This window comes from Pseudomonas sp. G3-39 (genome assembly GCF_054790485.1).
Map to the genome: position 1 here is coordinate 5,046,445 of NZ_CP186497.1, position 12,258 is coordinate 5,058,702.

Sequence of the window (12,258 nt, forward strand, 5' to 3'; positions counted from 1 at the left end):
AAAAGACAGTGGGCGCAAAAAGGCGCCCTTAAGAAGGTACCTCAGCGGCCCCAGCAATCCTTGGTGGTCAGCCCGGTGGTAGCGTTGTTCATGCTTCTGACGCCGGTGTTGGTCAGGGTGAAGTCCCCGCACTTGTCGGTGGCCATGGCAGTGCCGGCCTTGCGGGTGGCCGTCAGCAGGAAGGTCTGATCAGCGATCGTCGGGGTGATGGTATAGAAATCATTGCCCGCGCTCAGACCGGTGATACCGGTGTAGACGTTGTTTTTGGTATAGAAACGCTCGAGGCTCTGCGCCTGCTCCGAGAGCAGCGACACCACTTCGGCGCGCCGGCCCTTTTTCAGGTATTCGGTGTAGCTCGGTGCGGCGATGGTGATGATGATCCCGATGATCGCAATCACGATCATGATTTCGATCAGGGTGAAACCTCGGTTGAATTTGCGCATGCCTCAAACTCTCACTTACTGTATTTGTCGCCACATGATACGACGGCTGCCGCCGCCGGATTTTTCCACCAGTGTGGTGACAGTGCCACTGGAATCGTTGACGATCTTGCGCGTCGCGCCATTGACGATGGCGTTCAGGGTCGGAATCCCGCCGGTGAACACCACGCCGCTGGAAATCGTGTCGTTGCTGTCGACCACGCCATCGGCGTTGGTGTCGAGCACCGCGTAGTTGAGCATCTTACCGCTGAACGCATCGAGTTCGACCAGTTTGCCGGTGCCGAAACTGGCACACGGGTCGGTGGTGTCGACACTGGCGGTGGTAAACACGATGCGTCCGAGCACCAGACTGGCCTGATTGATCACCCGCTCGCCGGTCAGCACGTTGTTGTACACCAATGGCAGGTACCAGCCCTTCTCCCCCGGATAGGTCGTGTCGTTCTGGCTGGTGGTGATGAACTGCCCGGTGCTGCCGGAGAACACTCCAGTCACTGCCTGCGCCTGCAGGCTGCTGACCGTCAGTTGCCCGGAACCGCCGTCGGCATCCCACACCGAATAAAATGCCTGCAGATCCTTGTTGGTCTTGTCGGCGGTCTCGTTGAATTTGCCGGTGCCGACGAAGATCTGTTTGCCCCCCAGCGAATTGTCCGCCAGCAGCGGCTGCGCGGTGATCGGTTGAGTCGCCCCGCCCGCCGTGGTGAACAACGGTTTACCGGAAAACGCCACGCCCCAACTGTCGGTCGATGTCGCGCTCAGATCGAATTTCCACAATCGCCCTTTCAGGTCACCTCCGTAAGCGGCCTGCACCACGTTGGAAGAATTGACCTTGAGCTTCACCGACGACAGGCCATTGGTGGTTTCGGTGCTGTCGATCACGATCTTCTTGATCAACGATCCGTCACGCACATCCAGCACATACAACGCCGCCACCCCGGAGCTGCTGCCATAACCATTGGCAATGAACGCCGCCCAGCGACCATCGGCCAAGCGTGCCACTTCCGGCCGGGCATAGGCGTAACCCAGATCATTGAATGCGTTGGCGGTGTTAGCCGTGGCAGGTGCACTGACTTCCCACAGGGCATTGAGCACATTGCCCGCCGACGCGTCGAACAGTTGCAGCGCATAGAAAGTCTTGCCGCCAGCACCGGTACCGCCGATGGCCAGGGTTTTCCAGGCGCTGTTCATTTGCGCGTCATACACACCGACCTGACCGTCCACCAGAAACTTGTGGCTGACGCCATTGATGTAAGCCGGGTCGGCAATCAGCCGCAGCGACGGCAACACGCTGGACGGCATGTAGGCATAACGCCGGGTGCCGTTAGCCGAGTTGATCACGTTGACGAAACCGTCGTTGGCATTCACCACCAGATTCGAATTCATGTTCGCCGCTTTGGTGGTCAGGTACGTAGTGTAGGTGGTGTCACCCGAAAGGTCGGAGGCGGTTTTGTCGCTGGGCGAGGCCAGCACCAGCGGCGAGTTGATGATGTCGCCGAGCAATACGCTGCGCACTTTCAGCCCGGTCTTGTTGGTGCCCTTGCTCCACTCCACCAGATCGCTGCCGCTGATACCGGTGGGCAGGCTCTGGCTGAGCGTCGTCTGTTGGGCTGCGGAAAAGTTGCCATAGGCCAGGGTGACGGCGGCGTTACTGGAGGTGTTCCACGATTGATAGGTTGGAGCGGTCGCGCCCGGCACGATCGTGGTATCGGTGGTCCACAGGGCTGTCGAAGTATTCACCGCGCCGGCCGAGGTGAAGCCGAAAGACTTGATCGTCCCGCGCCAGTCCTTGGGATCGTAGCTGGTCTGGAAATAACTGGTGCCACTGGCCAGCGTGGTACCGCTGGTGACCCCGCTGCCGCCGGAACCGGCCTTGGAAGTGATGTCGCTCAACGCCGAGGACAGCGCGGTGTTGAGACCGGCGCTGTCGGTGGCTTGGTAATACCTGCCCTGCCCGTAAGCGGCGGCGTCCGACAGCATGTCGTTGTCGGCGGTAAAACCCACGGTGTAGGTGTTCATGTTCTGTTTGGGAAAATCCACGGCATTCCAGCTTTTGCCAGCGGCGTCAGTCCCCGTGGAACGCATGTCGATGTCGAAGGCGAATTTGGCAATGTCATCCAGATACAGCGTGTCACCCTCGTTATCGCCATTGAGGTTGTTGCCGTCATTGTTGATACCGTCCCAGTTCGGCAGGCGACTGCCACCCAACGGATCATTGGTGGGAAACGTGCGGTCGTAGGTCGGCAAACCGTCGGTGATCACCACGCCGTAGTTCTTTTGGCAGCGGTACTGAATCGGGCTGGTGTAGGTCGCCGGCGTACTGTTGTAGTAAGGCGCCATACCACGCATGTAGCGGGTGATTTCGTAATAGGTTTCTGCCAGCGGCGTATTGGCCACGGCGCTCAAACCGTTGATCGAAGAAATCAGCGCGTTGTAGTTGGCGTCGGCCTGCGCCTGGGTCACGCTGCCGGAGACCGGGGACAGGTCGCTGATCGATCGCGCGATATATCCGCCATTGCCCGAATTGTTACTGGTGGCCGGATTGAAGGTCGACAGGCCCATGCGCAAGGTACGGTTGCTGGTGACCAGCGCGGTGGACACATTGCGCGCGACGTTGATCCGATAGTCGTTGGGAATTGCCCCGTTGGTGAAGTCGCGGGTGCCGTTGTTGATCGCCAGCCCGACAACGTAGGCGATGTAGTCCCCGGTGTAGCGGGTGTTGCCGCCACCCACCGGATCCGGCAGTTTCAGGCATAGCGGCGCGATACTGTTGTTGTAAAAGGCATAGGCCCCACCGGAACAACCCGAGGTCGGCAGGCTCGAGAGAAACACCGAATCACCAGTGATGGCAGTAGAACTCAGGCACAGTCCGAGCAACGCGTTGCACTGCCGGGCGGGTGTGCGATCAACGCCGGGGTCGAATCCTGGCGCATAAATAATGCTGTTCATACTGCCGGAATCATCAATCAGCAACATCACGTTGGGCGGCACCGCTGCAGCGCTCAACAGTGGCGAGTCGGACGGCGTGAACGCGTAGGCCGGTGCCGCCAGATACAAGCTCAGCAGCATGCCGGTCAATAACGTCCAGCAGCGCTTAATACTTCGCATAGACGCTCTCCACCACACTGCGCGAGGTACCGGCGATACCGACTGCCGTAACTCGATACAGCGTCGCCGAAGTGTTGCTCGGCACGTTGACCGCCGTCAGGGTGGTGCCAATGTTCTGTACACCATAAAAGCCGTTACCGGCAGCGATCCACGTAACTCCGGAAGTCGAATTGAACCCCGCCGCGCTGACCACAGAAGACTCCGCCGGCGGCGCACATTGCGTGGTACTGGCGCACACCGCCAGCGAATAACTGTCGAGTTGCACCGCACTCTCGCCGATGCGCAACGCTGCCTCGGCGGTCTGGAACGACTGATTGCGCAGGCTGACACTGCCGGCCATTTTTTCCTGCAGGTTGGCGCTCTGCATCGACGATAGCCCGATCAAGGTCAGCAGCAACAGAAACACCAGACTGACCAGCAACACCATGCCGCGCTGAGTTTTCCGCTGAGCGAAAGTCATCCTCATCGGCCCGGCCCTCATTGCAAGCGGTTGCGCAAAGCGGCAACCACGTTGAAGGTTTGATTGGCCACCCGGTTGTTCGGGTCGGTGAGGGTCAGGCTCAGGCGCACACTGCGGATGCGCGCCGGGTCACTGGGGTTGGCGCTGTAGGAGGACGCCGCGACGTCAGTGGCGGACGTCGCCAGACCGAACATGACGCTGAACGCACTGACATTGTTCACCAGCACCTGTTGGGTCGGGGTACCGCTGCCGGTGCCCATGAGAATCTGGTTGTTGCTGAAGCTGTAGATCAAGCGGCGGATCGGAAAAGCGATCTGCCCGCTCGCTGCCGCCCGCAACCCGGTATAGGCCGTGGCACTGTTGCGGCAATCGGAGACCACCGTCCAGGTCGGCGTGCCACCACTGCCGCCGACATCGGCGGTAACCAGAGTCAGCTTGAGGTTGCTGTTGTCCCAACTGATCGGGGTGACCTGCGCCGCGTTGAAATCCCCTGCCGAACTCGCGTCAGTAATCGTGCCCAGGCAGCCGAACATGCCGACCATGCGCAGTTCCTGAATCATCTTGCTCAATACGAAGCGCGCATCTTCCTGCATCGCTGCAGCGGTGTTCTGACTGACGTAAGTGTTTTTAGCGGCGAGAAACGTCTGCACCACCCCCAGCACGATGATCAGCCCAAGGGCCAGGGCGATAAGCATTTCGATCAGGCCGAAACCACGATTGGAGTGCTTCATGGCGTGGCCACCGGATCGACCGTTGCACGGCTGGTCAGGACGAAACTGCGCGTGGTACCGGTGGCATTCGCGGCCCGTGAGTCATTCCAGTTGATGGTGATGGTGTACACCCGCTGATTGCGGGTGATCGTGCCGGTGGCGGTTGGCCCGCCGAAATTGACGATGTTGGTGGTAAAATCGTAGAGATCCTGATCGCGGGCGACACTGAGGTTGCCCGAGGTCGGCGGTGTCACCGTGTAATCGGCGGCGGCGTTGGCGCGGATGCGGTCCATCATGTCGTAGGCGATAAAGCTCGCCTGACTGGTCATCCGCGAACTGTCGGTGTACTTCAGCGCATTCACTTGAACAGCTGCCGCGCCCAATATCCCGACGGTCAGAATCAGCAACGCGACCAGCACCTCGATCAGCGACATGCCCTCCTGTGCCTGTGTGCTCCCTGCCCTCATCCGCAACTTCCACCCAATTGAATTCGTCCATTCAGACACACGTTCAGCGTCCTGCTTTGCGTGCCCAACACGTAACTGATGGCCACCGCCGTCGACGGCGCCGCCAAGCCACCCAGATTATTGAAATCCAGTGCGGTCACTCCTGAGGGTAGCGTCAGAGTCGCGCCGCTGCTCATCGCTGGAACAACCCGCAATACATTGGCCGGTGTGCCAGTACTGTCGTAGACCGACAATTCGCCGGTCCACACGCTGCCGCCGGCGCTCGGGCGCAAGCGCGTGGTCACGCCGCGATCAATCGCCTCCAGCCGGGCGTAGTTGATGGCACGCTGCAGGTCGCCCATTTCGGTGTCGGCCTTGCTGCTCTGGATCGAGCGGGTAAAACCCGGCACCGCCAGGGTGATGAGGATCACCATCACCGCTACCGCAGCCAACAACTCGGGCAGCGTGAAACCTTTTGTACGATGATCCATCGATGCCCTCCGTTGCCGTCGGCTATACCTGCTTCTACAAACTAGAACATTCAACCGGCCTGCGTCGGTTGATTTGCCCTGCCCGGCGAAAAGGATCGCGCCGGGCTTCATGCTCCACGGAGGGAGTTGTCATGCCGCAACAGGGTTTCAGCCTGATCGAATTGCTTATGGGACTGGCGATTGGCGCAATTGTTCTGTCGCTGGTCAGCCCGGCGTTCGCCACCTTCACCGAGTCGACCCATCGCGACCAGGCAGCGCGGTCACTGGTTGAGGGCATTCGCAACGCCCGCACCCTGGCCATCACCCGCAATCAGAGCGTGGTTATCCATGGCATCAATGGCGACTGGAGTCAGGGCTGGCGGATCATTCTGGATATCAGCGGCAAGGGGTCGCTGGACAGCAGCAATCCGCTGCTGGTGGAGCATACGAGTGACGGGCGGACACCGATTGTCGGTAATTGGGCGGTCAGTCGTTACGTGCGCTTCAGCAGTCTGGGACAACCGCTGATGCCCGGGCGGGCATTTCAGGCAGGGACATTACATATCTGTTCGGCACGCGAGCCGGTCAGCCAGCGCCAGGTGGTGCTGGCGGCAACCGGTCGGGTGCGCCTGACCAGCGCAAAGGCTGAGCAGGCGCTGTGCCTGAAGGCGAAGAGCGTCAGATCGAACGGACGCGCAGCTCTTTCGGCATCGAGAAGGTGATGTTCTCTTCGCGACCGGCCAGTTCATCGGCACCGGTCGCGCCCCAGGCTTGCAATTGCTGGATCACGCCGCGCACCAGCACTTCCGGTGCGGAGGCACCAGCGGTGATGCCAATGCGCTCGACACCCTCGAACCAGCTCTTCTGCAGGTCTTCGGCGCCGTCGATCAGGTAGGCCGGCGTGGCCATGCGTTCGGCCAGTTCGCGCAGACGGTTGGAGTTGGAGCTGTTCGGACTGCCCACCACCAACACCACGTCGCATTCGTCAGCCAGTTGCTTGACCGCATCCTGACGGTTTTGCGTGGCGTAGCAGATGTCGTCCTTGCGCGGGCCACCGATGGCCGGGAAACGTGTGCGCAGGGCATCGATCACCCGACTGGTGTCGTCCATCGACAGGGTGGTCTGGGTCACGAACGCCAGTTTTTCCGGGTCACGCACTTGCAGTTCAGCGACGTCTTTCTCGTCTTCGACGAGGTAGATCGCGCCGCCATTGCTGGCGTCGTACTGGCCCATGGTGCCTTCGACTTCCGGGTGACCGGCGTGGCCGATCAGGATGCACTCACGGCCGTCGCGGCTGTATTTCGCGACTTCGATGTGCACCTTGGTCACCAGCGGGCAAGTGGCGTCGAATACCTTCAGGCCACGGCCGGCGGCTTCGCTGCGTACGGCTTGAGAAACGCCGTGAGCACTGAAGATTACGATGACGTCGTCCGGCACCTGATCCAGCTCCTCGACGAAGATCGCGCCACGGCTGCGCAGGTCTTCGACGACAAATTTGTTGTGCACCACTTCATGACGCACGTAGATCGGCGGCCCGAAGACTTCCAGGGCGCGGTTGACGATTTCGATCGCCCGGTCCACACCGGCGCAGAAGCCACGGGGGTTGGCGAGTTTGATTTGCATGCTGTGCCTCGTGTCTTGCGCGCAAGAAATAGCGAAAACGGTTGAAAACATTGTGGGAGCGAGCCTGTTGTGGCGAGGGGATTTATCCCCGATCGATTGCGAAGCAATCGTCAAAACAGTCAACGCTTTCCGGTTCTGAATCGCGGTGATCAGATTCGGGGGCGCTTCGCACCCCATCGGGGATAAATCCCCTCACCACAAAAGCCCGCTCCCACAGTGGTTTTGCAGTGTTACTCAGATCGCTTTGACGTTGATGATCTCGACGTCAAAGGTCAGCGTCTTGCCGGCCAGCGGGTGGTTGAAGTCGATGGTCACTTGCGCGTCATCGAACTCTTTCACCACACCCGGCAGCTCAGTATTGGCCGCATCATTGAAGATCACCAGCAAACCCGGCGACAACTCCATGTCGACGAACTGCGAACGCGGGATGATCTGTACGTTTTGCGGGTTCGGCTGGCCGAAAGCGTTTTCCGGCTCGACGGTCAGCGTACGCTTGTCGCCGGCCTTGAAGCCGAACAATGCCGCTTCGAAACCCGGCAGCAGGTTGCCGTCGCCGACCTTGAAGGTCGCCGGAGCCTTGTCGAACGTGCTGTCGACCGTGTCGCCGTTCTCCAGGCGCAATGCAAAGTGCAAAGTGACTTCCGTGTTCTGGCCGATGCGTTGCTCAGCCAATACCTGTTCAGTCATGAACGGCTTCTCCGGTTTTCTTACTTTTGAACATGTCCAGTGCCAGCATCACCGCACCGACGGTGATGGCGCTGTCGGCAAAGTTGAACGCCGGGAAGTACCAGCGGTTCTGCCAGTGCACCAGAATGAAGTCGATCACATGGCCCAGGGCAATGCGGTCATACAGATTGCCCAGCGCACCGCCCAGCACCAGTGCCAGTGCGACAGCCAGCCAGGTATCGTTGCGGCCCAGACGCTTGAGCCAGACCACCAGCACCGCACTGACCACAATCGCGATCAGGGCGAACAGCCAGCGCTGCCAGCCGGAGCTGTCAGCCAGGAAGCTGAAGGCCGCGCCGGTGTTGTAGGCCAGGGTCCAGCTGAAGTAATCGGGAATGATCACGATCTGCTGGAACATTTCGAGCTTGCCTTCGAAGTAGAACTTGCTGGCCTGGTCGATGACCAGAACCAGCAAACTCAACCAGAGCCAGCTCAACCGTCCGAAACGGCCAACGGCGTTAGGCATAGTGACGAACCTCGCCGGCGCCGCTGATGTTGTCGACGCAACGACCGCAGATTTCCGGATGCTCCGGGTTCACGCCGACGTCTTCGCGGCAGTGCCAGCAACGGGCGCATTTCGGGAAGGCCGATTTGACGATCTTCAGTTTCAGGCCGCTGACTTCGGTGGCTACCGCGTCCGCAGGTGCCTGAACGAAAGGTGCCACGCTGGCAGTGGAGGTGATCAATACAAAGCGCAGCTCGTTGCTCAGCTTGGCCAGGTCGGCACTCAGCGCCTCTTCGGCGAACAGCGTCACTTCGGCCTGCAGGTTGCCACCGACGGCTTTGGCCGCACGCTGGATTTCCATCTCTTTGTTGACCGCTACCTTCACTTCCATGATGCGATCCCAGTACGCGCGACCCAGCTCGAAGCCTTCCGGCAACTCGGTCAGACCTTCGTACCAGGTGTTGAGCATCACCGATTCGTTGCGCTCGCCCGGCAGGTACTGCCACAGCTCGTCGGCGGTGAACGCGAGGATCGGCGCGATCCAGCGCACCAGCGCTTCGGAGATGTGGAACAGCGCGGTCTGGCACGAGCGACGTGCCTTGCTGTCGGCGCCGGTGGTGTACTGGCGATCCTTGATGATGTCGAGGTAGAAACCACCCAGCTCCTGCACGCAGAAGTTGTGGATCTTCGAGTAGACGTTCCAGAAACGGTATTCGCCGTAGTGCTCTTGCAATTCGCGTTGCAGCAGCAGCGTGCGATCCACGGCCCAGCGATCCAGTGCGAGCATGTCTTCAGCCGGCAGCAGGTCGGTGGCCGGGTTGAAACCGGTCAGGTTGGAAAGCAGGAAACGCGCGGTGTTACGGATGCGACGATAGGCGTCCGCGCTGCGCTGCAGGATCTGCTCGGACACGGCCATTTCGCCGGAGTAGTCGGTCGACGCAACCCACAGACGCATGATGTCGGCGCCCAGGGTGTCGTTGACTTTCTGCGGCGCAATCACGTTGCCCAGGGATTTGGACATCTTGCGGCCGGATTCATCGACGGTGAAACCGTGGGTCAGCAACTCGCGGTACGGCGCGTGGTTGTCGATGGCGCAACCGGTCAACAGCGACGAGTGGAACCAGCCGCGGTGCTGGTCGGAACCTTCCAGGTACAGGTCGGCGCGCGGGCCGGTTTCGTGACCCATCGGGTGCGAACCGCGCAGCACGTGCCAGTGGGTGGTGCCCGAGTCGAACCACACGTCGAGGGTATCGCTGATCTTGTCGTACAGCGGCGCTTCGTCGCCCAGCAGTTCGGCGGCGTCGAGCTTGAACCAGGCTTCGATGCCTTCGACTTCAACGCGCTTGGCGACTTCTTCCATCAGCTCGACGGTACGTGGGTGCAGTTCGCCGCTTTCCTTGTTCAGGAAGAACGGGATCGGAACGCCCCAGTTGCGCTGACGGGAGATGCACCAGTCCGGACGGTTGGCGATCATCGAGTGCAGGCGCGCCTGGCCCCAGGCCGGAACGAACTTGGTGTCTTCGATGGCTTTGAGCGAGCGCACGCGCAGGGTGTCGCCGCTGACCGGCTCCTTGTCCATGCCGATGAACCACTGCGCGGTGGCGCGGTAGATCAGCGGGGTTTTGTGGCGCCAGCAATGCATGTAGCTGTGTTCGATGACGGTGGTGTGCAGCAGCGCACCGACTTCGGTGAGTTTTTCGACGATGGCCGGGTTGGCCTTCCAGATGAACTGGCCGCCAAAGAACTCCAGCGACGGCACGTACACGCCGTTGCTTTGTACCGGATTGAGGATGTCATCGTTGACCATGCCGTACTTCTTGCAGGTCACGAAGTCGTCCACACCGTAGGCCGGGGCGGAGTGAACCACACCGGTGCCGGCGCCCAGTTCGACGTAGTCGGCCAGGTACACCGGCGACAGGCGGTCGTAGAACGGGTGACGGAAGTTGATCAGTTCCAGCTCTTTACCGGTGGTGGTCGCGATGACCGAGCCTTCAACGCCGTAACGCGACAGGCAGGATTCAACCAGCTCCTCAGCCAGCACCAGCAGCTTGTCGCCGATATCAACCAGGGCGTAATTGAACTCAGGGTGAACGTTCAATGCCTGGTTGGCCGGGATGGTCCACGGGGTGGTGGTCCAGATCACGATCGAAGCGGGTTTGCTCAGCGACGGCAGACCGAACGCGGCGGCCAGTTTGGCTTCGTCGGCGATCGGGAAGGCCACGTCGATGGTCGAGGACTTCTTGTTCTCGTACTCGACTTCGGCTTCGGCCAGCGCCGAACCGCAATCGAAGCACCAGTTCACCGGCTTCAGACCCTTGAACACGAAACCGCCCTTGACGATTTCGGCGAGGGCGCGGATTTCACCGGCCTCGTTCTTGAAGTCCATGGTCTTGTACGGGTTGGCGAAGTCACCCAGCACGCCGAGACGGATGAATTCGCTCTTCTGCCCTTCGATCTGCTCGGTGGCATAGGCACGGCACAGCTCGCGGGTCTTGTCCGCGCCCAGGTTCTTGCCGTGGGTCACTTCAACCTTGTGCTCGATCGGCAGGCCGTGGCAGTCCCAGCCCGGAACATACGGCGCGTCGAAGCCCGACAGGGTCTTCGAGCGGATGATCACGTCCTTGAGAATCTTGTTCAGTGCGTGACCGATGTGGATCGTGCCGTTGGCGTACGGAGGGCCGTCGTGCAGGACGAACTTCGGACGATCCTTGCCAATCTCGCGCAACTTTCCGTACAGGCCAATACTGTCCCAGCGCTGCAGGATCTGCGGTTCGCGCTGTGGCAGGCCGGCCTTCATTGGGAAGGCGGTGTCCGGAAGGTTTAGCGTGGCTTTATAGTCGGTCATTTAAGGCTCTTCATTAGCGATGGGCGCTAGGTGCGGCTAGTGCACGGGCGGCGGCGACATCCGCGTTGATCGCCGTTTTCAGTGCCTCCAGGGAGGCGAAACGCTGCTCTTCACGCAGCTTTTGGTGGAAAACCACCGTCAGACGCCGGTCATACAGATCGCCGGCAAAATCCAGTAGATGAACTTCAAGGTGGGCTTTGCCATCACCTTGGACCGTAGGCCGCACGCCGATGTTGGCGACGCCAGGCCAGGTCTTGCCGTCGATGTCCACATCCACCAGGTAAACCCCGGTGAACGGTACGCGACGGCGCTTGAGTTGAATGTTGGCAGTGGGCGTACCCAGTTGCCGGGCCAGTTTCTGACCGTGCAGCACGCGACCGGCGATCCGGTACGGGCGGCCGAGCAAGCGTTCGGCCAAGGCAAAATCGGCCGCGGCCAACGCGTTGCGCACCTGAGTGCTGCTGACGCGAATGCCGTCCAGCTCGACGGTTTGCGCGGCTTCCACGGTAAACCCGTGGACCTGGCCGGCCTGCAGCAGAAAATCGAAATCGCCGAGGCGATCGCAGCCGAAGCGGAAATCGTCACCGACCTCCAGATGCTGCACGCCGAGACCGTCCACGAGGATGGTATCGACGAATTCACTGGCGCTGAGCTTGCTCAGGCGCTGATTGAAAGCCAGGCACAACACCCGGTCGACGCCTTCGGCGGCCAGCAGCTGCAGCTTGTCACGCAAGCGGGCCAGACGCGCCGGAGCGGTCTCCGGGGCAAAGAATTCCCGTGGCTGCGGCTCGAAAATCACCACGCAGCTGGGTACGCCCAACTCGAGCGCACGCTCACGCAGCCGGGCCAGGATAGCCTGGTGACCACGGTGAACACCGTCAAAGTTGCCAATAGTGGCGACGCAGCCCCGATGCTGGGGGCGCAAGTTGTGGAGGCCTCGAACCAGCTGCATAACGCGCTTCTTGCTCATAAAGTGGTCGATTATAACCAC

12 protein-coding genes are annotated in these 12,258 nt (G+C 60.7%); 1 reads left to right on the plus strand and 11 read right to left on the minus strand.

Annotated features, from left to right (window positions below):
• Positions 1–41 precede the first annotated feature (41 nt).
• From ACOYXG_RS22740 to ACOYXG_RS22765, 6 genes are read right to left on the minus strand one after another with little or no spacing between them, the layout of a single operon-like run.
• Positions 42–443, minus strand: coding sequence for a type IV pilin protein (locus ACOYXG_RS22740; RefSeq protein WP_460354116.1), 402 nt, complete (start codon positions 441–443; stop codon positions 42–44).
• Positions 444–458: 15 nt separating this feature from the next.
• On the minus strand, positions 459–3,542 hold the full coding sequence (locus ACOYXG_RS22745; RefSeq protein ID WP_460354118.1) for a pilus assembly protein: 3,084 nt from the start codon (positions 3,540–3,542) through the stop codon (positions 459–461).
• The gene (locus ACOYXG_RS22750) at positions 3,529–4,008 is read right to left on the minus strand and encodes a pilus assembly PilX family protein (protein ID WP_460354121.1); all 480 of its coding nucleotides are present in this window, start codon (positions 4,006–4,008) and stop codon (positions 3,529–3,531) included. Before ACOYXG_RS22750 ends, ACOYXG_RS22745 begins: the two co-directional genes overlap by 14 nt.
• Before the next feature lie 11 nt (positions 4,009–4,019).
• Positions 4,020–4,733: a PilW family protein gene (locus ACOYXG_RS22755; RefSeq protein ID WP_027612817.1), complete on the minus strand. Its 714-nt coding sequence runs from the start codon at positions 4,731–4,733 to the stop codon at positions 4,020–4,022.
• Positions 4,730–5,179 carry a type IV pilus modification protein PilV gene (pilV, locus tag ACOYXG_RS22760; RefSeq protein WP_097089249.1) on the minus strand — a complete coding sequence of 150 codons (450 nt, stop codon included), beginning with the start codon at positions 5,177–5,179 and terminating at the stop codon, positions 4,730–4,732. The genes ACOYXG_RS22755 and pilV overlap by 4 nt, the downstream gene beginning before the upstream one ends.
• Positions 5,176–5,649 (minus strand): GspH/FimT family pseudopilin, encoded by a 474-nt coding sequence (locus tag ACOYXG_RS22765; protein WP_098965689.1) that lies wholly within the window; start codon positions 5,647–5,649, stop codon positions 5,176–5,178. The genes pilV and ACOYXG_RS22765 overlap by 4 nt, the downstream gene beginning before the upstream one ends.
• Before the next feature lie 131 nt (positions 5,650–5,780).
• Here ACOYXG_RS22765 and ACOYXG_RS22770 point away from each other — a divergent pair, with 131 nt between their 5' ends.
• Positions 5,781–6,350 carry a GspH/FimT family pseudopilin gene (locus ACOYXG_RS22770; RefSeq protein WP_150367943.1) on the plus strand — a complete coding sequence of 190 codons (570 nt, stop codon included), beginning with the start codon at positions 5,781–5,783 and terminating at the stop codon, positions 6,348–6,350.
• On the opposite strand, the gene ispH is transcribed toward ACOYXG_RS22770, so the two are convergent.
• The 5 genes from ispH to ribF form a co-directional block, all read right to left on the minus strand.
• Entirely contained in the window at positions 6,307–7,251 is a 945-nt protein-coding gene (gene ispH / locus ACOYXG_RS22775) for a 4-hydroxy-3-methylbut-2-enyl diphosphate reductase (RefSeq protein ID WP_027612821.1), read from the minus strand. The two genes, ACOYXG_RS22770 and ispH, sit on opposite strands and share 44 nt — an antisense overlap.
• A 234-nt stretch (positions 7,252–7,485) precedes the next feature.
• Positions 7,486–7,923 (minus strand): FKBP-type peptidyl-prolyl cis-trans isomerase, encoded by a 438-nt coding sequence (fkpB, locus tag ACOYXG_RS22780; protein WP_177325639.1) that lies wholly within the window; start codon positions 7,921–7,923, stop codon positions 7,486–7,488.
• Between the two features lie 7 nt (positions 7,924–7,930).
• Complete coding sequence (gene lspA / locus ACOYXG_RS22785) at positions 7,931–8,443, minus strand: signal peptidase II (RefSeq protein WP_007963824.1); 513 nt, start codon at positions 8,441–8,443, stop codon at positions 7,931–7,933.
• Positions 8,436–11,267: an isoleucine--tRNA ligase gene (gene ileS / locus ACOYXG_RS22790; protein WP_460354125.1), complete on the minus strand. Its 2,832-nt coding sequence runs from the start codon at positions 11,265–11,267 to the stop codon at positions 8,436–8,438. Before ileS ends, lspA begins: the two co-directional genes overlap by 8 nt.
• Before the next feature lie 13 nt (positions 11,268–11,280).
• Positions 11,281–12,219, minus strand: a complete 939-nt coding sequence (gene ribF, locus ACOYXG_RS22795; protein ID WP_003228347.1) for a bifunctional riboflavin kinase/FAD synthetase — start codon at positions 12,217–12,219, stop codon at positions 11,281–11,283.
• Positions 12,220–12,258: the final 39 nt, after the last annotated feature.

Coding starts and splice junctions, on each gene's coding strand:
- ACOYXG_RS22740 (WP_460354116.1), bottom strand. CDS start 443: ATGCGCAAATTCAACCGAGGTTTCACCCTGATCGAAATCATGATCGTG.
- ACOYXG_RS22745 (WP_460354118.1), bottom strand. CDS start 3,542: ATGCGAAGTATTAAGCGCTGCTGGACGTTATTGACCGGCATGCTGCTG.
- ACOYXG_RS22750 (WP_460354121.1), bottom strand. CDS start 4,008: ATGAGGATGACTTTCGCTCAGCGGAAAACTCAGCGCGGCATGGTGTTG.
- ACOYXG_RS22755 (WP_027612817.1), bottom strand. CDS start 4,733: ATGAAGCACTCCAATCGTGGTTTCGGCCTGATCGAAATGCTTATCGCC.
- pilV (WP_097089249.1), bottom strand. CDS start 5,179: ATGAGGGCAGGGAGCACACAGGCACAGGAGGGCATGTCGCTGATCGAG.
- ACOYXG_RS22765 (WP_098965689.1), bottom strand. CDS start 5,649: ATGGATCATCGTACAAAAGGTTTCACGCTGCCCGAGTTGTTGGCTGCG.
- ACOYXG_RS22770 (WP_150367943.1), top strand. CDS start 5,781: ATGCCGCAACAGGGTTTCAGCCTGATCGAATTGCTTATGGGACTGGCG.
- ispH (WP_027612821.1), bottom strand. CDS start 7,251: ATGCAAATCAAACTCGCCAACCCCCGTGGCTTCTGCGCCGGTGTGGAC.
- lspA (WP_007963824.1), bottom strand. CDS start 8,443: ATGCCTAACGCCGTTGGCCGTTTCGGACGGTTGAGCTGGCTCTGGTTG.
- ileS (WP_460354125.1), bottom strand. CDS start 11,267: ATGACCGACTATAAAGCCACGCTAAACCTTCCGGACACCGCCTTCCCA.
- ribF (WP_003228347.1), bottom strand. CDS start 12,219: ATGCAGCTGGTTCGAGGCCTCCACAACTTGCGCCCCCAGCATCGGGGC.